Below are 22,092 nucleotides of genomic sequence, written 5' to 3'. Positions count from 1 at the left end.
GGCTGAGTGATGAAAGGCCTCTCGACCCCCTTCATTCTGCGCCCGGTAGCCACCTCGCTATTGATGCTGGCGTTTCTCGCCGCAGGTCTGATCGGCTGGCGACTGCTGCCGGTCGCCGCGTTGCCGCAGGTGGATTACCCGATCATTCAGGTGTTCACCTTTCAGCCCGGTGCCGGGCCGGAGGTGACGGCGCGCACCATCACTGCACCGCTGGAGCGCTACCTCGGCCAGATTCCGGGCCTGAAACAGATGTCGTCGACCAGCTCCGGCGGGGCGTCGGTCATCACCCTGCAGTTTGATCTGGGCGAGGATCTGGGCGTGGCCGAGCAGGAAGTGCAGGCGGCGATGAATACCGCCGACAGCCTGCTGCCGAGCGATCTGCCGACGCCGCCGATCTACCGTAAGGTCAACCCGGCAGATGCGCCGATTCTGACCCTCGCCATTACCTCAGACAGCCTGCCGCTGCCGACCGTGCATGATCTGGTCGACACCCGCATGGCACAGAAACTGGCGCAGATCTCCGGCGTCGGCATGGTCAGCCTGGCCGGTGGTCAGCGGCCGGCGGTGCGGGTGCTGGTCAACCCGATGGCGCTCGCCTCCTACGGTTTGAGTCTCGATCAGGTGCGTCAGAGCATCGCCGCCACCAACGTCAACCAGCCCAAGGGCAGCTTTGACGGCCCGACCCGCAGCACCATGCTGGATGCCAATGACCAGATTCGCTCGGTCGAGGACTACCGCACACTGATCCTTACCTGGCAGGACGGCGCGCCGCTGCGCCTCGGTGATGTTGCGACCATCATCGACGGAGCAGAAGACCGCTTTCTGGCCGCCTGGGCCAACGATCAGCCGGCGGTGCTGCTGAATGTGCAGCGCCAACCCGGCGCCAATGTGATCGAGGTGACCGACCGGGTGCGTGAGCTGTTGCCGCAGCTGGCGGCGACCTTGCCGGCCGCGGTGAATGTGACGGTGCTGACCGACCGCACCCACAGCATCCGCGCCTCCGTGCGTGACACCCAGAAGGAGCTGTTGTTCGCCGTCGCGCTGGTGGTGCTGGTGACCTTTGTGTTTCTGCGCAGCATTCCGGCGACCATTATTCCGAGTATCGCGGTCCCGCTGTCGCTGATCGGCACCTTCGCGTTCATGTATCTGATGGACTTCTCGGTCAACAACCTGACCCTGATGGCGCTGACCATTGCCACCGGTTTTGTGGTGGACGACGCCATCGTCATGCTGGAGAACGTCGCGCGGCACCGGGAGATGGGCGAGACACCCATGCAGGCGGCGCTCAAGGGCGCGGGCGAGATCGGTTTTACCCTGATGTCGCTGACCTTCTCGCTGGTGGCGGTGCTGATTCCGCTGCTGTTCATGCCGGATGTGGTAGGGCGGCTGTTCCACGAATTTGCCATCACGCTGGCGGTGGCCATCGTCATCTCGCTGGTGGTGTCGCTGACGCTGACGCCGATGATGTGCGCACGCATGCTCAGCACACCACCGCAGGAGAAGACCGACGGCTTGCTGCACCGGGTGATCGAACGCTACGGCCGGGCGCTGGATTGGGTGCTCGACCGCCAGACGCCCGCGCTGCTGGTTATGCTCGGCACCATCGCGTTGACCGGGCTGTTGTATCTGGCCGTCGACAAGGACTTCTTCCCGGTGCAGGACAGCAACGTCATTCAGGTGGTCACCGAAGGGCCGCAGGACATTTCCTTTACCGCCATGGCCGAGCGGCAGCAGCAGCTGGCGCAGGCGCTACTGCAGGATCCGGGCATCGAAAGTTTGTCTTCGTTCATCGGCGTGGATGGCGTCAACGTCACGGTCAACAGCGGCCGGATTCTGATCAACCTGCCGCCGCATGATCAGCGTGACGAAAGTCTGTTCGAGGTGATGGCGCGGCTGCGCGAGCGGGCGGCGAGTGTTAACGGCATCAGCGCCTGGTTTCAGCCGGTGCAGGAGCTGACCATCGAGGACCGGGTCAGCCGCACGCAATACCAATTCAGCCTGACCAGCCTCGACAGCGCGGAACTGCACGAGTGGGTGCCGCAGATGGTCGCTGCGCTGAACGCCCGCCCGGAACTGAGCGACGTGGCGGCCGATCTGCAGCAGCGTGGCATGCAGGCCTACGTCGAGATCGACCGCGATGCGGCAGCCCGCTTTGGCCTTGATGTGACGGACATCGCCAATACGCTCTACAACGCCTTCGGCCAGCGCCAGATCGCGACCCTGTTCACTCAGTCCAATCAGTACCGCGTCATCATTGAAGTCGACCCGCAATTCGCCGGTGACCCGGAGAGCCTGCGCCGTCTATTCATTACCACCGCCGATGGGGAGTCGGTACCGCTGGCCAGTGTGGCTCGGGTGCAGCAACGCACGGCGGCGCTGCTGATCAACCATCAGGGCCAGTTCCCGGCCACCACGGTGTCGTTCAATCTGGCGCAAGGCGCCTCCTTGGGCGAGGCGGTCAAGGCCATTGAACAGGTGCAGCAAGACCTCGCGCTTCCGGCGACCATCGAACTGCGCTTTCAGGGCGCGGCCGAGGCGTTCCGGGCGTCGCTCGGCAACACCCTGTGGCTGATTCTGGCTGCGGTGCTGACCATGTATATCGTGCTGGGTGTGCTCTACGAGAGCACCATTCACCCGGTCACGATTCTCTCGACCCTGCCGTCGGCTACGGTGGGTGCGCTGCTGGCGCTGTTACTGACCGACCGCGCACTGGACATGATCTCGGTGGTCGGTATCGTGCTGCTGATCGGTCTGGTGAAGAAGAACGGCATCATGATGGTCGATTTTGCGCTGGAGGCACAGCGCAATCAGGGCATGAGCCCGCGTGAGGCAATTCACCGGGCGGCGATGTTGCGTTTCCGGCCGATTTTGATGACCACGCTGGCGGCGCTGTTTGGCGCACTGCCACTGATGCTGGCGAGTGGTTCAGGTGCCGAGTTGCGCCAGCCGCTGGGTGTGGTGATGGTCGGCGGTCTGCTGGTCAGCCAGGTACTGACACTGTTCACCACGCCGGTGGTTTATCTGTTCTTCGACCGCCTGGCCGGCAAGCCTGCGGTGCAGCCGGCAGAGGCGCTGGAGTGAACGCCGGCTTGCTGCATCGCCCAGTCGGGCTGGCGCTGGCGGCGGTAGCGCTGGTGCTGTCCGGCCTGCTGTGCTGGCGCCTGCTGCCGGTCGCGCCCTTGCCGCAGCTGGATGTGCCGATGATTGTGGTCACCGCCAACCTGCCAGGCGCGAGCCCCGAGAGCATGGCGACCACGGTGGCAACGCCGCTGGAACGCGCGCTGGGCAGCATCTCCGGGGTGACGGGGATTTCCTCCAACAGCAGCCAGGGCGCGGCGCAGATCGCTCTGACCTTTGAATTGGATCGTGATCTTAACGAGGCCGCTCGCGAGGTGCAGGCGGCGATCAACACCGTTCGTGGCGAGCTGCCGGCCGGCATGCCGGGCAACCCCGAGTACCGCAAGATTGATCCCTCGCAGGCACCGATCATGGGGCTGGCGTTGAGCTCGCCGAACCTGCCGCCGAGTGAGCTGTACGACATTGGCTCGACCATTCTGGCGCAGAAGCTGGCGCAGATTTCCGGGGTCGGTGAGGTCAGTGTGGATGGTGCGTCGCTGCCGGCGGTACGGGTGCAGCTCGACGCCGGCGCGCTGCTGCATTACGGCATCGCGCTGGACGACGTGCGCAGCGCCATTGCCAACAGCAACGCGCTGCGCCCGCTCGGGGTGATCGAGCAGGGCGAGCACCGCTGGCAGGTGCAGACCAGCGACTCGCTGCGCACCGCCGCGGCCTACCGCCTGCTGGTGATCCGGCATCAGGACGGCGCCGTCGTGCGCCTCGGTGATGTCGCCAAGGTCACCGATTCGGTCGAGGATCGCTATAGCAGCGGCTTTCACAACGAACGGCAGGCGGTGGTGCTGAGCATCAGTCGGCAAAGCGGCGCCAATATCGTCGAGACCATCGACAACATCTACGCGCGACTGCCGCAGCTGATCAACCTGCTGCCCGAGGATGCTCAGCTGTCGGTGGTGATGGACCGCTCGCCGGTGATCCGCGCGACCCTGCGCGAGGCGCAGATTTCCCTGCTGCTCGCGGCGCTGCTGGTGGTTGCGGTGGTCTGGCTGTTCCTCGGTAACCTGCGCGCCGCACTGATCCCCTCGGCAGCGATCCCGGTGTCGTTAATCGGCAGCTTCGTGGTGATGTACTTCTGTGGCTTTTCGTTGAACAACCTGTCGCTGATGGCGTTGATTGTTGGCGCCGGGCTGGTGGTGGATGATGCCATCGTGGTGTTGGAGAACGTCCAGCGGCATATGGCTGGCGGGCTGTCGCCACTGGCCGCGGCGGCGCGTAGTGCCCGTGAGCTGCGCTTTACCCTGATTGCCATGACGCTTGCACTGGCGGTGGTGTTTGCCTCGATTCTGCTGCTGGGCGGTTTAGTCCGGCAGCTGTTTGAGGAGTTTTCCATCACCCTGGTTGCCGCCATGCTGATCTCGCTGCTGGTGTCGCTTACACTGACGCCGAGCCTGTGCGCGCTCTGGTTGAAGCCGACCACGGCAGGGCAGCAGGCGACGACCGAAGACTCGGTCTTTGCTGGCCTGCGCCGCGGCTACGACCGCTCGCTGGGCTGGACTCTGAACCACCGGCCGGTGGCGCTGCTGGTGTTGCTCGCGGCTATCGGCAGCAGTGTCTGGCTGGCGGCCAGCCTGCCGGAGGAATCGCTGCCGCAGCAGGATTCGGGGCAGATTCGTGGTTTTTTGCGCGGTGATGACGGCATGTCGTTTCAGATCATGCAGCCAAAGATTGAAGCCTATCGACAGTACATTCTGGCCGACCCGGCGGTCGCCGATCTGACCGGCACCAGCGGCGGCAGTGGCGGCCTGACCAACGCCCAGCTGACTATCCGCCTCAAGCCGTTGGCCGAGCGCAAGGTCTCCGCACAGGCCGTGGTCGACCGGCTGCGCGCCAACGCACCCGCGGTGCCGGGCGTGCTGATGATGCTGATGGTCGATCAGGATCTGCATTTCCGCCCACCCTATCGGCGCAGCGAGTACGAAGTGTTGTTGCGCTCGGACTCGCTGGCCGAGCTGAAAGTCTGGTCGCGCAAGGTTGCCCAAGCGATGGAGCGAAGCCCGCTGCTGGTCGATGTGGACTCGATGGACGGCGACGAGACACGTCAGGTTGTGCTCGACATCGACCGCGAGGCCGCGCGGCGCCTCGGCGTCGATATGCAGACCATCGCCTCGACCCTGAATAACTCTTTCTCCCAGCGTCAGGTTGCCACCCTGTACGACGAGCTGAATCAGTATCGGGTGGTAATGGAACTGGACTCCCGCTACACCGAGCGCCCGGAGGTGCTGGCGCAGCTGGAAGTGATGACAGCCGAGGGGCAGCGGGTGCCGCTCTCAAGCTTCGCCACTTGGGGTTACGACATGGCCGAAGACCGCGTGCGTCATGAGGGCCAGTTTGCCTCGATGGGCGTGGGCTACGCGCTGGCGCCGGGCGTGACAGAGGCGCAGGCCAAGGAGGCGATCGCGCAGATTCTCAACGAGGTGATGCTGCCGAGCGATGTGCATGAGGCACCGCCGTCGGCCAACGACTTTGGCACCGCGGTCGACCCCTGGATCTTCGTTGCCGTACTGCTGGCCGTCTATCTGGTACTCGGTGTGCTGTACGAGAGCACCCTGCACCCGCTGACCATTCTCTCGACCTTGCCTCCCGCCGGACTGGGGGCACTGCTGGCGCTCAAGTTCGGTGGCCAGAGTCTGAGCCTGATTGCCATGCTGGGGCTATTTCTGCTGATCGGCATCGTGATGAAGAACGCCATCATGATGATCGACTTCGCCCTGGAGCTGCAGCGCCGTGAAGGGCTGAACCCGCAGCAGAGTATCCATCGCGCGGCGCTGTTGCGCCTGCGGCCGATTCTGATGACCAACCTCGCCGGCATGCTCGGTGCGGTGCCGCTGATCATGGGCTTTGGCGAAGGCGCCGAGATGCGCCGCCCGCTGGGCATTACCATCTTTGGCGGTTTGGCGCTGAGTCAACTGCTGACGTTGTACACCACGCCAGCGGTTTATCTGTATCTGGAAAACCTGCGTCAGCGCGTGTTGCATCGCGGCGCGACACAACCTTCCTCATCTCATACCTGACCGGGGCTGTTACCGATGAAGCTTTCTTTGCTGTCTTCCTCTGTTGTTCTGGCCACTGCGCTGATTGGCGGCTGTACGCTCGGCCCCGATTACCGGGTGCCGACCACGGTCGAGCCGACGGCGCTGCGCTATGACCAGGGCTGGCAACCGATGCCGGAACAGAGCTGGGCAGCCAGCGGGCGCTGGTGGGAGGTTTTCGGTGACGCCGAGCTGAACGCGCTGATTGAAGAGGCCAACCAGCGCAACCAGACACTTGCACAGGCGGAGGCGCGTTATCGCGCGGCGCTGGCGCAGCGGCGGCTGAGCAGCGGCGAATACAGCCCGACCCTCAGTGCCGCACTGGATACCGCGCGCAGCGGCGGCAGCGAGGTCAACACCGGAACCAGCAGCAGCGCCCAGCTTGGTATCAGCTGGGAGTTGGACCTGTGGGGGCGGGTGCGCCGCCAAGTTGAGTCCGACACTGCCGCACTGGAGGCCAGTGCGGCCGATTTGGCGGCGGCGCGTCTGTCGATCCAGTCGGCGGTGATCAGTAGCTACGTCAACTTGCGCGCGCAGGACCTGCAGTATCGGCTGCTGGAACAAACGCTGGCCTCGTCGTCGCGTTCGGCCCAACTGACGCGTAACCAGTACGAGGCAGGGATCGTCTCCCGCGCCGACGTGATTCAGGCCGAGACCCAACTGCAGTCGTTGCGCAGCGACCTGTACGACCTGCAGAACCAGCGCGCGCTGGAACAGAACACCATCGCCGCGCTGCTCGGTCGTGCCCCGGTCGATCTGGAACTGCCGGTAGTCGAGGCGCTGCCGGCGGTGCCGCCGATTCCGGCGCAGCTACCTTCGGAACTGATTGCCCGCCGCCCGGATGTGGTCTCTGCCGAGCGCAGCGTCGCAGCGGCCAATGCCGACATCGGCGTCGCCATCACCGCCTGGCTGCCAACCCTGACGCTCGGTGGCAGCGCCGGTGTCAGCGGCGGTTCGCTCAGTGACCTGTGGGATACGCCGGTACGGGTCTGGTCCGTCGGCCCGAGCCTGGCGCAAACGCTATTTGACGGCGGCCGCCGGAGTGCAACCCGAGACGCTGCCCTGGCTCGCTACGATGAACAGGTCGCCGCCTACCGTCAGACTGTGCTCGACGCACTTGCTGATGTGGAAAGTGCATTGGCGACCACCGCCATTCTGCGCGAGAAGGCCGTGCAGCAGGATCGGTTGGTGGCGCTGGCCGAGGAAAATGAAAGGGTGATCACCAACCGTTACCAGTCCGGTCTGGTCTCCTACCTCGAAGTCGCGGTAGCCCAGAACACCACGCTTAGCGCCAAGCGCGGGCGTATCAGTGTCACCAGCGCTCAGCTGGCGGCGGCGACTGAATTGGCTTCATCCATCGGCGGCGGATGGCAGGTAGGTGATGATGTGGGGGACGCGCTAGAGCGGCCGGCGGAGTAAGCACCGGCACGCGTATCAGATGCCGCCTTCCGTCAGCTTGGCCGGGTCCAGCAGCTGAGTGAGTTGTTCCCGGCTGAGATCGGTATTCTCTGCGGCTACATCGACAATCGGCCGCCCTTCCTTGTAGGCCTGTTTGGCGATTTCGGCGGCTTTCTGATAGCCGATGATCGGGTTGAGGGCGGTGACCAATATCGGGTTGCGCGCCAGCGCTTCCTGCAGGCGATCCTCGCGCACGTTGAAGCTGGCGATGGCCTTGTCGGCCAGCAGGCGGGTGACGTTGCTCATCAGCTGGATACTTTCCAGCAGGTTGCGGGCGACCAGCGGCAGCATCACGTTCAGTTCGAAATTACCGGACTGGCCGGCGATTGTGATGGTCGCGTCGTTGCCGATGACCTGCGCGGCGGCCATGGCGGCGGCTTCCGGAATCACCGGGTTAACTTTGCCCGGCATGATCGAGGAGCCGGGTTGCAGCGCTTCCAGTTCAATCTCGCCGAGCCCGGCCAGTGGGCCTGAGTTCATCCAGCGCAGGTCGTTGGCGATCTTGGTGATGCTCACAGCCAGCGTTTTCAACTGACCGGAAACGGCAACGGCAATGTCCTGCGAGCCGATGTGGGTAAAGAAGTTGGCGGCCGGAGTAAAGGTCACGCCGGTGCTGGCGCTTAGCGCGCGGCAGAACTGCTCATCGAAGGCCGGGTGGGCGTTGACGCCGGTACCGACCGCGGTGCCGCCTTGGGCCAGGCTGTGCAGCATCGGCTGCAGCTGTTCCAGGCGTTGGCGGTTGCCGGCGATCTGGTCCGCCCAGGTATCCAGGGTCTGGCTGAGGCGCACGGGCATGGCATCCATCAGATGAGTGCGGCCGGTTTTGACAAACTGATCGAGCGTGCGCGCTTTGGCGCGGGTGACCTGCTCGAAATGCTGCAGCGCAGGCAGTAAGGCTTCATGCAGGGCCAGCGCGGCGCTGATGTGGATGCTTGAGGGAATGGTGTCGTTGCTGCTTTGGCTGCAGTTGACGTGATCGTTGGCGCCGACGGGTTCGCCGTAGTGGCGGCTGGCGAGGGTGGCGAGCACTTCGTTGGCGTTCATGTTGGTGCTGGTGCCGGAGCCGGTTTGAAACACATCAACCGGGAAGTGCTGCATGTAGTTATCTGCGGTCAGCAGTTCGTCGACGGCCCGGCAGATGGCCTTGGCCATCGGCGCGGGAAGTTGCTCCAGTTCGGCGTTGGCCGTGGCGGCAGCGCGTTTGGCCAGCAGCAGGGCGCGGATGAACAGCTTTGGCATCGGTTGGCCGCTGATCGGGAAATTGTTCACGGCGCGCTGGGTTTGGGCGGCATACAGGGCGTCGCCCGGTACCTGCAACTCGCCCATGCTGTCGCGTTCAATTCGCTTGCTGCTCATCTGCGCTACTCCCTGATTGGCTGAACACCTGTCTGCTTCTAGGTTCAGACCACGGAAGCAGACAGGTGTTCAGCATAGCGCGTGGGTGCAGCCAGCCGTGCCGGCTGCGATCGGCATCAGCTGGCGGCGCGCAGGGCCTGGGCGGCGGCGACCATGTTACGCAGTGCCGGCGTCACTTCCGGCCACTGGCGGGTCTTGAGGCCGCAGTCCGGGTTGACCCACAGCCGCTCGGCGGGCACGCGCTCGGCGGCCTTGCGCATCAGCTCGACCATTTGCGCCTGATCGGGAATATTCGGCGAGTGGATGTCGTACACGCCGGGTCCGATCTCGTTGGGATACTGGAAGTGATCGAAGGCATCCAGCAGCTCCATGTCGGAGCGTGAGGTCTCGATGGTGATCACGTCGGCATCCATGTCGGCGATGGCCTGGATGATGTCATTGAACTCCGAGTAGCACATGTGGGTGTGGATCTGGGTTTCATCCGCGACGCCGTTGGCGGTGATGCGGAAGCTTTCCACTGCCCAATCCAGATACTGCTTCCACTCGCTCTGGCGCAGCGGCAGGCCTTCGCGCAGGGCGGCTTCGTCGATTTGAATGACGCCGATGCCGGCCTTCTCCAGATCCAGTACTTCTGCACGCATGGCCAGCGCCAACTGACGGCAGGAATCGGCGCGGGGCTGATCGTCGCGCACGAAGGACCAGTTGAGGATGGTCACCGGGCCGGTCAGCATGCCCTTCATCGGCTTGCTGGTCAGCGACTGGGCGTAGCGGCTCCACTCGACCGTGATCGGCGTGGGCCGGCTGATGTCGCCGAACAGGATCGGCGGTTTGACGCAGCGTGAGCCGTACGACTGCACCCAGCCAAAGCGGCTGAACGCGTAGCCTTCAAGCTGCTCGCCAAAGTACTCGACCATGTCGTTGCGTTCTGGCTCGCCGTGCACCAATACATCCAGCTGCAGTGCTTCCTGCTCGCGCACGCAGTGAGCGATTTCTGCTTCCATCGCCTGACGGTATTCAATGGGGCTCAGCTCGCCGGCCTTGAACTGGCGGCGGGCCTGGCGAATCTCGGCGGTCTGCGGGAAGGAACCGATGGTGGTGGTTGGGTAGGCCGGCAGCTGCAGGCGCGCCGCCTGCACGGCTGCACGTGCAGCATAAGGGCTGCGGCGCTCGCCCAGTGCCGGGGTCAGCGCGGCGACGGCATCACGGACCGCCGGGTTATGGACCCGGGGTGAGGTGCGGCGGCTTTCTACTGCCTGCTGATTGGCGGCGAGTTCATCTGCCACGCTGTCGCGGCCGTTGCTCAGTGCGCGACCGAGTACGCGCAACTCATCGAGCTTTTGCAGGGCAAAGGCCAGCCAGTTGCGAACGTCCGGGTCCAGTTGGTCTTCGCTGTTCAGGTCAACCGGGACGTGCAGCAGCGAGCACGACGGCGCGAGCCAGAGGCGGTCGCCCAGTTGCGTGGCCAGCGGCTCCAGCCAGTCGAGCAAGCTGCCAAGGTCGCTCTTCCAGATATTGCGACCATTGATCACGCCAAGGGAAAGGACCCGCTCCGTCGGCAGCCGTTCGATCAGTTCAGCCACCTCGTTGCGCGCATTGATGCAGTCCAGATGCACGCCCGCGACCGGCAGCCGGGCAACCAGTGCCAGGTTGTCCTGCAGCTGGCCGAAGTAGCTGGTCAGCAACAGCTTTACCTCGCTGTTCTGCAGGGTGGCATAGCTGTATTCCAGTGCGGCCCGCTGGGTTTCGTTGAGATCGGTCACCAGAATCGGCTCGTCGATCTGCACCCACTCCACGCCCTGCTGCGCCAGAGCCTCCAGTAGCTCTGCATACACCGGCAGTAGCTGCTCGAGCAGCGCCAGCGGGTTGCTGTCGTCCTTGGCCTTGCCGAGGCTCAGATAGGTGACCGGGCCGATGATCACCGGTTTGGCTTTGACGCCGGCGGCACGGGCTTCGCTTAGTTGATCAAGCAGCCGGCGCGGATTCAGGGCAAAGCGGGTGTCCGCGGTAAATTCCGGCACGATGTAGTGGTAGTTGGTATCAAACCACTTGGTCATTTCACCGGCAGCGACGCCACCGCAGCAGGCAGCGTGGGTTTGAGCAGAGCGACCGCGGGCAACGCGGAAGTAGTTGTCCAGTTCATCGCCATGGAACCCCTGCACCCGCGCAGGCAGGTTGCCAAGGGTGAAGCTCATGTCGAGCATCTGGTCGTAGAAGGAGAAGTCACCGACCGGGATCAGGTCCAGGCCTTGTTGGGCCTGCCAGTGGCGTTGGCGCAGTTCAGCGCCGGTTTGCAGCAGCGCTTCGCGGCTGCGCTCGCCTTTCCAGTACTGCTCCAGCGCGAACTTGAGTTCGCGGCGGGCGCCTATGCGCGGAAAGCCGAGGTTGTGAATGCGTGTCATGAATTGCCTCTGTGTCTCTTCGAATGGGAACAGGGGCATGCTAGGCGGGTTTTTGTATTAGTGTAATTGTTGAATATTCAGGTTTGGATTAGTTTTTCTCACATTGAATGCCTCCCCCGGATTGCCCGGGGGAGTTGCTCAGATCAGAAGCGATACTTGGCTGTTGCTGTCACGCTGCGTGGAGCACCGTAGGTGATGGCGCCGAAGGCTTCGAAGATATCGAAATATTTCTCGTCGGTGAGGTTGTTAACGTTGAGCTGGCCGGACAGGTTGTCGGTGATGTCGTAGCGGGCCATGAGGTTGACCAGTGCGTACGCGTCTTGCTCGATCTTCTCCAGTTTGTCTGCTGGGTTTCTTGCGCGGGTGTAGACGCTGTCCTGCCAGTTTACGCCGCCACCAACCGTCAGGCGGCTCCATTCGCCCGGGAACTGATAGGTTGTGAACGAGCGCAGCAGTTTGGTCGGGAAACGGGTGTTGGTTGCGTCGCCTTCAGCGTCCTCGACCTCGAACTGGGTGTAGCCCGCGCCGACATTCCAGCCCGCGGCCAGCTCGCCGTTGACTTCCAGCTCAAAGCCTTTACTGGTGGCCTCGCTCGCGACGTAGGCACTCTCAACTGTGCCGGGGATGAACTGACCGGTCTTGACCGCCAGATTATCCTGCTCAATCTGGAAGACCGCTACCGAGGCGTTCAGGCGGCCATCGTAAAACTCGCCCTTCAGACCGGCTTCGTAGCTTTTGCCGATGATCGGTACGATTTGCTGCCCGTTCATGTCGCGCTCGGTTTGCGGCTGGAAGATATCCGTATAGCTGGCGTACACCGACAGGGTGTCGTTCAGGTCATAGATAACGCCGGCGTAGGGCGTCAGCTCGTGGCCAACGTCGGTCCGGGTCGGGTCTGAGTAGATGTCGTCTGACGTTTTCTTGTAGGTGCTGTCGCGGGCACCGAGGATGACCTTGAGGTCGTCGGCGATGTTCAGGCGCACGGCAGCGTAGGCGCCGGTTTGGGTCAGATCGCCGTAGCCGTAGGTTGTCAGGTCGCCCCAGACAGGTGCCGGGAAGTTGCCTTCGTAGCTGTCGAAGTCCGGGATGCCACCCCAGCCGGTGCTAGCAATCCGGGTGTCGGCGTCGAATTCTTGCTCACTGTGGATGTAGCCGAATGCCAGTTCATGCTCGCGGCCGAAGAGCGAGAACGGTCCGTTCATGCGGGCGCTGTAGTCCTCTTGCACCGTGCGGGTCTTGTACATCCCAGGATAGGTGTTGATGGGCGCAGAGCCGGGCTGGCTGGCGTAGGTGTAAACGTAGAACAGGTAGGATTCGCTTTCCCGTTCACCGCGGCTGTAGCTGAGGTTCAGCTGCCAGTCGTTGGCGAAGTAGTGATCCAGATTGACGAAGCGGGTTTCGTAGCTACTGTCCCACCAGCTCCACTTGGCCGAGGTCGTCTTCGAGCGGCTCCAGTCGGTTTTGCTGCCATCGTGGTACCAGTAAGCCAGGCCGCCCCACATCGGCGAGTTCGACTTGTTCTCCTGATGGCTCATGCCAAACCACAGGGTAGTGTCGGGCGTCAGGTCGATATCCATGGTGCCGTACAGCGTGGAGTTCTGGTTGCTGTGCAGATCGATCCAGCTGTCGCCATCGTTGTACTCGCCGACAAGGCGAGCGCGAACGGTTCCGGCATCGTTCAGGGCAAAGGAAACGTCACCCAGCGCGCCATAGGTATCCCAGGTGCCGCCGCTGACAGACAGCGAACCGGTTGGTACTGTGCTGCTGGCGCGCTTGCGCACCATGTTGATTGATGCCGACGGGTCGCCCGACCCGCTCATCAAGCCGTTCGCACCCCGGACCACCTCGACGCGGTCATACATGGCCAGGCTGCTGAAGATCTCGCCTGAACTCCACGGCTGCTCCCAAATGGTTGGAACGCCGTCAATCATCAGGGCGTTGATGTTGAAGCCGCGGGCGTTGAACTGGGCGCGACTGGTTTCGTAGCGGTTGACCGAAATGCCGACGGTGTTGTTGACCACGTCCAGGATCGTCCCCAGATCCTGGTCTTCGATCTTCTGTTGCGTGACGACGGTTACCGATTGCGGGGTCTCACGCGGCGACAGGCTCAGCGGAGTGGCGGTACGCGCGGCTTCGGCTGTGTAGGAACCGGTATCTTCTGTAACCGCGCTTCGCTCGCCCTGGCCCGTAACGCTGATCGGCGCGAGCAGCATCTCGTCCTCGCTTGTGGCCTGTGCGGCTACCGGCAAGGCGGCGACGGCTGAGCCGGCGGCCAGCAGGTGAATGGCCAGTGTCAGCGGGCGAAGTCGGTTGCGTGTTTGCTCCCCGGATGGGGTGGTGATCGGCATGTAAAGCGCTCCCTGTGTATGCTAGTGATTATGAGAATCGTTCGCATTGTATTGATATAGGGCAAGGAACGCAAAGGTTCGTCCGGCTTGCGGCTGTAGTGGTAAGGAGGGGGTTGGGTACGGGCGCCGCCAAGGCGCCCTAACCCGGTGTTACGGCTGTTGGCGTTGCTGCAGTGCGGTGCGGCTCCAGTCGAGCAGCTGGCGGGCGAGGGTGTCGGCGGCGGCGCCCAGACCGCTGACGACGGCAGGTACAGCGGTATCGGTCAGCGGCTGGCTGACGCGGAAGTGGCGGCTGGCGATGACTTGGCGAGAGCCCGGATCAACCAGTTTGGCGTCCAGTTCGATCACCGCGCTGGCGTTGCCGCCCTGATACAGCGTCTGGAACTGGCGCAGATCGCTGAACAATTGGACGTCGGTCTGCAGGGCATGCACCTCGGTGCTGACGCTGGCAAAACCGCCGTCCTGCTGAAACGCTTGCACCAGATGCTCGCGCAACAGGACCGCGTTAGGGTCGGTCCAGCGGGCGCCCTGATAGCTGTTGATGGTGTTGCCTTCGGGCGTAACCATGATCCGTGGCGTTTGCAGCGCATAGCTGGCGGCGGGCGTGACGATGCGCAGGGACTGCGCCAGCGCCGGCTGAGAGCTGGCGCTGAATTGCGGCGCCGGCAGTTGGTAGGTGGTGACCGGTTCGGTCTTGGGTAGCACGCTGCAGGCGCTGAGCGCGGTCAGTGTGAGTAGCGTGGGGATCAGTTTGCTGCGGATCATGGGGTGAACTCCTGTTGCGCTTCACGACCCAGCAGGAAGCGGGCCGGGTCGTCCTGCAGGCGGCGGCTGAGCAGGCGCAGATCGGCCAGGGTGGCGCGCAGCTCGTTCAGTGCCGGGTCAAGCTGGCCCAGCCCCTGTGCGCCGCTGCTGAGTGCATGGCGGTTTTCGCTGAGCACCTGCTCCAGCTGATCGCTGGTCTCGGCAATGGAGGCCATGGCGTCGCGCGCGCTCGCCAGGGTGATTGCGCCGTCGTTGCTCATCAGTTGATCGGCACGGGCGATCATCTGGTTGCTGCGCTCCAGTGTTTCAGTGGCGGCCTTGCTGGTCGCCCGCAGCTCGGCCAGCAACTGCTGCAGATTGCCATCGGGGTCAGCAATGCTGTGGGTTGCCTGATTCAGACCGTCGAGCGTCATGCTGAAGCTGTTTACGTTCTCCTCGGACAGCACCTTGCGGGCACTGACAATGAGCTTGTTGATGTTGGTCATCAGGTCTTCACCGTTGGCCAGCAGCGCCGAGATTGGTGAGGGGATCGCCTGAATGACCGGGTCCTCGCCTCGCGGGGCTGTGAGTGGCGGGCCGTCAGGGTTGTTATGGGTCAGCTCGATGACCGAGGTGCCGGTAATGCCCGTGAAGGACAGTTTGGCCTTGGTTCCCTGATTGATCGGCACGCTTGAGGCAATGCGAATACGGGCGCGAACGATGCGCGGGTCTTCGGCGTCCAGGCCAAGTTCGGTAATTTCACCAATGCGGATGCCGCTGAACTGGACTGCGCTGCCGCGCGACAGGCCGGTGACCGACTGTTTGAATACGACGGTGTAGTAACGCTGGTCATCCGCGGTGCTGGTGCTGCTCAGCCAGATGGCAAAGACGATGGCTGCCAGTGCAGATAGCACGGTAAACAGGCCGATCAACACATGGTTGGCACGTGTTTCCATGGGTCTTTACTCTCCTGCTGCAGGGTGTTGGTATGCGGCGGCGCGCCCGCGCGGGCCGTGGAAATAGTCTTGTACCCAGATGTCGTCGGTCTGGGCTACGCGCTCCAGCGTGTCGGCAATCAGTACGCGCTTTTGCGACAGCACGGCCACCCGGTCGCAGATCGCGTAAAGGGTGTCCAAGTCGTGGGTGACCAGAAAAACGCTCAGACCCAGCGCGTCGCAGAGGGTGCGAATCAACTGATCGAATGCCGCGGCACCGATCGGGTCGAGGCCGGCGGTGGGTTCATCGAGAAACAGGATGTCGGGGTCGAGCGCCAAGGCCCGAGCCAGCGCTGCACGTTTCACCATGCCGCCCGAGAGCATCGACGGATACTTGTCGGCTGCCTCAGGTGGCAGGCCGGTCAGCAGCACTTTCATTCGCGCCAGGTGGTCGGCATCGCGGCGGCTGAGGCCAATGTGTTCGATCAGCGGCAGAGCGATATTTTCTGCCACCGTCAGCGAGGAGAACAGCGCGCCGGACTGGAACAGTACGCCAAAGCGGCGTTCCTGGAGGGAGCGCTCTTCCTCTGACAGCGTTTGCAGATCCTGACCGAACACCTTGACCGAACCGGCGTTCGGCCGGCGCAGGCCGACGATGGAGCGCAGCAGTACCGACTTGCCGGTGCCGGAGCCGCCGACCACGCCGAGCACTTCTCGCGGCATGATGTCGAGATCAAGCTGATCGTGCACGGTCTGCTTGCCGAAGCGATTGACCAGGCCGCGAACCTCGACGATTGGCTTGGCAGGTGTTGTGCTCACCATCCCATCTCCATGTAAAACAGCGCGGCTAACGCATCGACCAGAATAACCACAAAGATGCATTGCACCACGCTGGAGGTGGTGTGCTCGCCGACCGATTCGGCGCTGCCGGATACTTTGAAGCCTTCCAGGCAACCGATGATGGCGACCAGAAATGCGAATACCGGCGCCTTGGCGATACCCAGCAGGAAGTGCTGCACGCCGACGTCGTCACGCAGCAGATTGACGAACATCACCGGTGAGATATCCAGGCTGAACGCGCAGACCATGGCCCCGCCGAGCAGACCGGAGAGCATGGCAATAAACGTCAGTGCCGGCAGGGTGATCAGAAGCGCGATGACCCGCGGCAGCACCAACAGCTCGAGTGGATTGAGGCCGAGGGCGCGAATGGCGTCGATCTCCTCGTTCGACTTCATTGAGCCGATCTGCGCGGTAAAGGCGCTGGCGGTGCGCCCCGCCATCAGGATGGCCGTCAGCAGCACGCCGAACTCCCGCAGGAATGAGAACGCCACCAGGTCCACCGTATAGATGCTGGCCCCGAAGGTCTGCAGTACGGTGGCACCAAGAAATGCAATGACCGCGCCGACCATGAAGGTCAGCAGGGCAACAATTGGAACCGCGTTCAGCCCGGTCTGCTCGATCTGCGCGGCGATTGCGGTCGGGCGCCAGCTGCGCGGGCGGAACAGCCCGCCAATCAGGCCGCTTAGAGTCAGACCGATAAAGCCGAGCAGCTCGATAACATGCGCCGCGTGCGCCTTCATGCTGACACCGACGCGCTCCAGCATGTCGAGCAGCGGCTGTCCTGCTGCGGGCTCAGGATCGGGGCCCTGCGGGCAGGTGCTGGCGATGCGGGCGAGCAGGGTGCGACGTTCGTCACTCAGGCCGTCGCTACTCTGCAGGAGCTGTTGCAGGCGTTCAGCACCCAGCAGGTCGTTGATCAGCTGACCGCCAGCGGTGTCGACGTGTTCCAGCTGGCTAAGGTCGATCTCTGGCGTCTCGGCTACGTCGGCGGGAAGGCTGCCTATCAGGCGGCGCAGTTCGGCGTAGTTTGCCAGAGTCCAGTCACCGAGCAGGCACAGAGTGGTGTGCTGCGAGTCTGGCAGGCGAAGGAAAGGAGAGGTATCGGGCATGGAGTGTGCCTGCGCCGTCTGAGCGGCGCAGGCTGCAGGGGTCAGGGCTTGCGCTTGATGCCGAAGTCTTCGGACAGCGTGCCGGGGCCGGCGGCGTCTTTGGGTGCGTAGTCCCGCGGTGGCTCCAGCGAATCGAATGCGGGTTCGGAGCGCGGCCGGGACGCGCCGTGGACAATGCCGGCGTCCTGATCGAGCGCGGCGAGCAGGCGCTGCCGGGTCATGTCGTCTGGGGCCAGTTCAACGGCGCCGTGGGTCAGGTGTTCCTGAATGTCCTGATAGCTGCGGTTGAGGCGGCTGGCCAGGGTCGCGGTGGTTTTGAAGTGGGCGGCCACTTCCTGCTGATATTCTTCAAAGCGCAGTTGCAGGCTTTCGAGTTGGGCCTGAGCGCTGGTATTGCTGCCACCGCTGACGCGTCGGGATACTTGAGCCAGCACAATGCCGACAACGACGCCCACTGCCAGGGCAATGGCTGCTGCAATCCACAGGTTTTCGCTTGCTTCCACCTTGGGTCCCTCATCTGTAGGTTGGTGCTATCAGTCCAGCGGGTGCTGCCTGTCCGAACCATGCCTTAACGGTAACGAGATTTGCCGGCCAAGGCTAGGGCATTTGCACCTAATCAATGGTGGGGGTGTCGGCAGCTTGTCAGTGTCGCAAGTCAGAGTTCAGAATAGTGCGTTTGAGTGTCGCAACGCCGTCTGGTTCCGCTGATGCGACGCACTTGCCCCCGCAGTAGTCACGGAGTCGTGCATGTCCAGAGCAGCTGAAGAGTCAATTGTCATTGAGGGCCCCTGCGGTCCTCTGGAAGCCGTGCTGACTCGTGGCGAAGTGCCCGGGCTGTTGGCGGTGATCTGTCACCCTAACCCGATACAGGGCGGCACCATGCAAAACAAAGTAGTGCATACGCTGATGCGCACAGCACGTGACTTGGGCGCCAGCACGCTGCGCTTCAACTTTCGTGGCGTGGGCGCGAGTGCCGGGCAGCATGACTATGGCGTCGGCGAGGTTGATGACTGCCTGGCAGTGATTGACTGGGCGCTCAAGCAGCAGGGTGTTTCACGTCTGTGGCTGATGGGGTTCTCCTTTGGCGGCTTTGTTGCAGCGGCGGCGGCAAGCCGGCTGGCGCAGTGGCCCGAGCGTCTGGTGCTGGTCGCGCCCTCGGTTGTAAAACAGGACTTCGCCGCGCTCAAGCCGCTCGCCGGACCGGTCAGCGTGATGATGGGCGAGGACGATGATGTGGTCGCGCCAGCTGCCGTATACGCTGCTTTCGCGGATGAGGGTAAGGCCGAGGTTGTTCGTTTCGCCGAGACCGGACACTTCTTTCACGGCAAGCTGGTGCCGCTGAAGGCAGAAGTGGAGCGGGTTCTGGCGGATCAGGCTTGATTGCCAAGGGGCGATGCTGGCGGTAGAGTATCGCTCCCTTCGATGTCCCTACTGGTATTGCGTGTATGTCTCCCCTTGAACGATACAAGGCCGATCTTCAGCGTCCTGATTTCTTTCACGATCCTGCGCAGGAGCGCGCGGTCCAGCATTTGCAGCGGTTATACGACGATCTGGTCCGCAGTGAGCAGCAGCGCTCGGGCTTTCTTGATCGCTTCCGCAAGCGTAAGCCAGAGATGGTTAAGGGGCTGTATTTCTGGGGTGGCGTGGGTCGCGGCAAGACCTATCTGGTCGATACCTTTTTCGATGCGCTGCCCTTCGAGCGCAAGATGCGTACGCACTTTCACCGTTTCATGCAGCGGGTTCATCACGAACTGAAAGGGCTGAAGGGCGAGAAGAATCCGCTCAAGTTGATTGCGGCTCAGTTTGCCAGCGAAGCACGGGTCATCTGCTTCGACGAATTCTTCGTTTCCGATATCACCGACGCGATGATCCTCGGCAGCTTGATGGAAGAGCTGTTTGCCCAAGGCGTCACCCTGGTTGCTACCTCCAACATCGTGCCGGACGGCCTCTACAAGGACGGTTTGCAGCGTGCACGCTTCCTGCCGGCGATTGCATTGCTCAACAGCTGCACAGAAGTCGTCAACGTCGATAACGGTGTTGATTACCGCCTGCGTGCGCTGGAGCAGGCTGAGCTCTATCACTACCCGCTAGATTGTGACGCCTACGGCAGTCTGAAGCGTAGCTTCGACAGCCTAGTGCCGGATATCAATGAGGTAGTCGAGGGCGAGGAGCTGATTATCGAGAATCGCCCGATCAAGTCGGTACGCGTTTGTGAAGACGTGGCCTGGTTTGAATTCCGGGCCCTGTGCGATGGGCCGCGCAGTCAGAACGATTACATCGAGCTCGGCCGCATCTTTCACGCGGTGCTGATCTCTAATGTCGAACAGATGAACACCGCCAAGGACGATATGGCGCGTCGCTTCATCAACCTGGTCGATGAGTTCTACGACCGCAATGTGAAGCTGATCCTGTCTGCCGAGGTGCCTCTCAAAGACCTGTACGCAGGCGGTCGCCTGGACTTTGAATTCCAGCGCACCCTCAGTCGTCTGCTCGAAATGCAGTCACACGAGTTCCTCGCCCGTCCGCACAAGCCCTGAGTCAGGCAGCTGGCTCGCGACCGCCGCGGAGATAGGCGCGGCGGTACTGATTCGGCGACATGCCGGTATGCTGGCGGAACAGTCGAGCGAAGAAGCTGGCGTCGTCGTAACCGATTTCGTAGCTGATGGTCTTGATGCTCTGGTTACCAGTTACCAGCAGTGTTTTGGCCATTTCAATACGCAGCCGTTGCAAGTAATGCAGCGGTTTGTCCCCGGTAGCCTGGTGGAAGCGGCGCATGAAATTGCGGATGCTCATGCCGTGGCGGCTGGCGACGTCCTCGAAGCGAAACTTCTCCGCAAAGTGCTGCTCCAGCCACTGCTGAATCTGCAGGATCGGCAGGTCCTGATGCATCTTCTGGCCGCCAAATCCGATAACGCCGGGTGTGTAGTTGCGCTGAACTTCGTAAAAGGCGTCACGCGCGAGTGTGCGCGACACTTCCGGGCTGCATAGTCTCTCCGCCAGGTGCACAAACAGATCTCTGCCCGAGCTGATGCCAGCGGCGCAGAGCACTTGTCCTGCGTCGGTGAGGTGTTTGTCGCGTTGCAGGTCTACAGCGGGAAAGCGCTGCTGATATTCGTCGTGAAAGCGCCAGTAGGTTGTTGCCTCGCGACCGTCGAGCAGACCGGCTGCCGCAGGCCAGAACGCGCCAAGAGCGACCGCGCCGATCAGTGCGCCGCGCTGGTACTGCTGCTGCAGCCAGGGAGTGATCTGTGGGTACTGTTGCTGCAGTTGGTCGAAATCAGCCCAGAACGACGGCAGGATAATGAGTTCGGGCTCGATGTCGTGGATGCTGGCTTCAGCTTGAATCGGATCCTGGCTGAAGCCGGTTACCGGTTGGCCGTCTGGCGTGACGGTGAGTACCTCGAAGCCAGGCGTGAGGCCGAGGCCCTGCTGACGGCCGGTGTTTAGGCTGGCCATATAGAAGACGTCGCGGGCTTGCGCCAGAGTGGAGGTCACTGTGAAGTCTGTCGCGAGAATGGCGACCTGGCTCAGGGTGTCCGGAGCTTGGTTAGGCATGGTTGTTGTCGTTATAAGGTGAATCAGACAGATATGGCCGAAATGGCCGTATGCGGTCAGTGTCTACTGGTAGAGACAGTTGGGTCAAGTGGTGGCCGCCTGCTGACGGCCACCACTGGATCAGGGGGCGGGGTTGGGTTGGCTCTGATGGATCTCGGAGATGGCCTGAAGCACACTGTCGGTGAGGCCCATGTTGACGCTGCTCAGGTTCCGATTCAGCTGGTCCATGTTGGTGGCGCCGATAATGTTGCTGGTCACAAATGGTTGACGGGTCACGAATGCGAGCGCCATCTGGGCTGGGTCCATGCCGTGGTCGCGCGCCAGTTGCACGTAGCGCGCACAGGCCTTTTGGGCTTGAGGGTTGCTGTAGCGAACGAAGCGTTCAAACAGCGTAATGCGTGCTTTCTCCGGGCGCAGGCCATTCAGGTACTTGCCGGTCAGTACGCCAAAAGCCAGTGGCGAGTAGGCCAGCAGGCCAATCTGCTCACGCATGGACATCTCGGCGAGGCCGATCTCGTAGGTGCGATTAAGCAGGTTGTACGGGTTCTGAATCGAGACCATGCGCGGCCAGCCGCGGCTCTCAGCCAGGTGCAAGAAGCGGCTGACGCCCCAAGGGGTTTCGTTGGAGAGGCCAACGTGACGAATTTTGCCGGCCTTGATCAGGTTGTCCAGGGCTTCGAGCGTGTCCTCGAAGGCGGTCAGCTCATCGTCCGGGTTGTGTCGATAGCCGAGTTGGCCGAAGTAGTTGGTCTGACGGTCAGGCCAGTGCAGTTGGTAAAGGTCGATGTAGTCGGTTTGCAGGCGTTGGAGGCTGCCGTCTATAGCCTGGTTGATGTGGTCGCTGGTGAAGCGAGTGCGGCCATTGCGCAGGTAGCTCAGGCCGTTGCCGGGGCCGGCAATCTTGCTGGCGATAATCCAATTCTCGCGGCCACCGCGCTGCTGGAAGTAATTGCCGATGATGCTTTCGGTAGCGCCGTAGGTGTCGCCCTTGGGCGGCACTGGGTACATTTCGGCGGTATCAATAAAATTGACACCAGCATCGCGTGCCCGGTCAATCTGAGCAAAGGCTTCCTGCTGGGTGTTCTGCTCACCCCAGGTCATGGTGCCGAGGCACAGTGCACTCACCTTGAGGTTGCTGCGGCCGAGTGGGCGGTATTGCATGGAGCACTCCTTGGTTGCCGAAA

The 22,092-nt window shown here is 62.6% G+C and carries 15 protein-coding genes; 5 read left to right on the top strand and 10 right to left on the bottom strand.

Translation table 11 applies throughout. From position 1 onward, the window contains the following. Positions 1–9 precede the first annotated feature (9 nt). Genes AAFM31_RS08990 through AAFM31_RS08980 form a run of 3 tightly spaced genes read left to right on the top strand, consistent with a single transcriptional unit; the run spans position 10 to position 7,583 of the window. Complete coding sequence (locus AAFM31_RS08990; RefSeq protein WP_341707579.1) at positions 10–3,081, top strand: multidrug efflux RND transporter permease subunit; 3,072 nt, start codon at positions 10–12, stop codon at positions 3,079–3,081. A gap of 8 nt (positions 3,082–3,089) precedes the next feature. Then, positions 3,090–6,146 (top strand): efflux RND transporter permease subunit, encoded by a 3,057-nt coding sequence (locus AAFM31_RS08985; RefSeq protein WP_341707578.1) that lies wholly within the window; start codon positions 3,090–3,092, stop codon positions 6,144–6,146. A 15-nt stretch (positions 6,147–6,161) separates the two neighbouring features. Next, positions 6,162–7,583: an efflux transporter outer membrane subunit gene (locus AAFM31_RS08980; RefSeq protein ID WP_341707577.1), complete on the top strand. Its 1,422-nt coding sequence runs from the start codon at positions 6,162–6,164 to the stop codon at positions 7,581–7,583. Positions 7,584–7,598: 15 nt separating this feature from the next. On the opposite strand, the gene AAFM31_RS08975 is transcribed toward AAFM31_RS08980, so the two are convergent. The 8 genes from AAFM31_RS08975 to AAFM31_RS08940 form a co-directional block, all read right to left on the bottom strand. Further along, a complete protein-coding gene (locus AAFM31_RS08975) occupies positions 7,599–8,978 on the bottom strand; it encodes a class II fumarate hydratase (protein ID WP_341707576.1) in 1,380 nt (459 codons plus the stop codon). A 116-nt stretch (positions 8,979–9,094) separates the two neighbouring features. After that, positions 9,095–11,377 (bottom strand): 5-methyltetrahydropteroyltriglutamate--homocysteine S-methyltransferase, encoded by a 2,283-nt coding sequence (metE, locus tag AAFM31_RS08970; RefSeq protein ID WP_341707575.1) that lies wholly within the window; start codon positions 11,375–11,377, stop codon positions 9,095–9,097. A 143-nt stretch (positions 11,378–11,520) separates the two neighbouring features. Further along, on the bottom strand, positions 11,521–13,725 hold the full coding sequence (locus tag AAFM31_RS08965) for a TonB-dependent siderophore receptor (RefSeq protein ID WP_341707574.1): 2,205 nt from the start codon (positions 13,723–13,725) through the stop codon (positions 11,521–11,523). A gap of 150 nt (positions 13,726–13,875) precedes the next feature. Next, positions 13,876–14,490 carry an ABC-type transport auxiliary lipoprotein family protein gene (locus tag AAFM31_RS08960; RefSeq protein WP_341707573.1) on the bottom strand — a complete coding sequence of 205 codons (615 nt, stop codon included), beginning with the start codon at positions 14,488–14,490 and terminating at the stop codon, positions 13,876–13,878. Further along, entirely contained in the window at positions 14,487–15,425 is a 939-nt protein-coding gene (locus tag AAFM31_RS08955) for an MlaD family protein (RefSeq protein ID WP_341707572.1), read from the bottom strand. Before AAFM31_RS08955 ends, AAFM31_RS08960 begins: the two co-directional genes overlap by 4 nt. A 6-nt stretch (positions 15,426–15,431) precedes the next feature. Beyond that, positions 15,432–16,223 carry an ABC transporter ATP-binding protein gene (locus AAFM31_RS08950; protein ID WP_371833028.1) on the bottom strand — a complete coding sequence of 264 codons (792 nt, stop codon included), beginning with the start codon at positions 16,221–16,223 and terminating at the stop codon, positions 15,432–15,434. Next, positions 16,220–17,353: an ABC transporter permease gene (locus tag AAFM31_RS08945; protein WP_341707570.1), complete on the bottom strand. Its 1,134-nt coding sequence runs from the start codon at positions 17,351–17,353 to the stop codon at positions 16,220–16,222. The genes AAFM31_RS08950 and AAFM31_RS08945 overlap by 4 nt, the downstream gene beginning before the upstream one ends. 41 nt (positions 17,354–17,394) lie before the next feature. Next, a complete protein-coding gene (locus AAFM31_RS08940; protein ID WP_341707569.1) occupies positions 17,395–17,856 on the bottom strand; it encodes a ZapG family protein in 462 nt (153 codons plus the stop codon). 244 nt (positions 17,857–18,100) lie between these two features. On the opposite strand from AAFM31_RS08940, the gene AAFM31_RS08935 reads away from it, so the two are divergent. Together AAFM31_RS08935 and zapE are read left to right on the top strand one after the other, a co-directional pair. Beyond that, positions 18,101–18,733: an alpha/beta fold hydrolase gene (locus AAFM31_RS08935; protein ID WP_341707568.1), complete on the top strand. Its 633-nt coding sequence runs from the start codon at positions 18,101–18,103 to the stop codon at positions 18,731–18,733. A 65-nt stretch (positions 18,734–18,798) separates the two neighbouring features. After that, positions 18,799–19,890 (top strand): cell division protein ZapE, encoded by a 1,092-nt coding sequence (zapE, locus tag AAFM31_RS08930; protein ID WP_341707567.1) that lies wholly within the window; start codon positions 18,799–18,801, stop codon positions 19,888–19,890. A 1-nt stretch (position 19,891) separates the two neighbouring features. On the opposite strand, the gene AAFM31_RS08925 is transcribed toward zapE, so the two are convergent. Next, positions 19,892–20,908, bottom strand: coding sequence for a helix-turn-helix domain-containing protein (locus AAFM31_RS08925; protein WP_341707566.1), 1,017 nt, complete (start codon positions 20,906–20,908; stop codon positions 19,892–19,894). Between the two features lie 120 nt (positions 20,909–21,028). Beyond that, the gene (locus AAFM31_RS08920; protein WP_341707565.1) at positions 21,029–22,069 is read right to left on the bottom strand and encodes an NADP(H)-dependent aldo-keto reductase; all 1,041 of its coding nucleotides are present in this window, start codon (positions 22,067–22,069) and stop codon (positions 21,029–21,031) included. Positions 22,070–22,092 lie beyond the last annotated feature (23 nt).

Origin of the sequence: Halopseudomonas sp. (genome assembly GCF_038130085.1) — a bacterium.
Taxonomy (GTDB): domain Bacteria; phylum Pseudomonadota; class Gammaproteobacteria; order Pseudomonadales; family Pseudomonadaceae; genus Halopseudomonas.
Note: the sequence above shows the minus strand (reverse complement) of the source record. Positions and strands in the feature narration are given on the sequence as shown.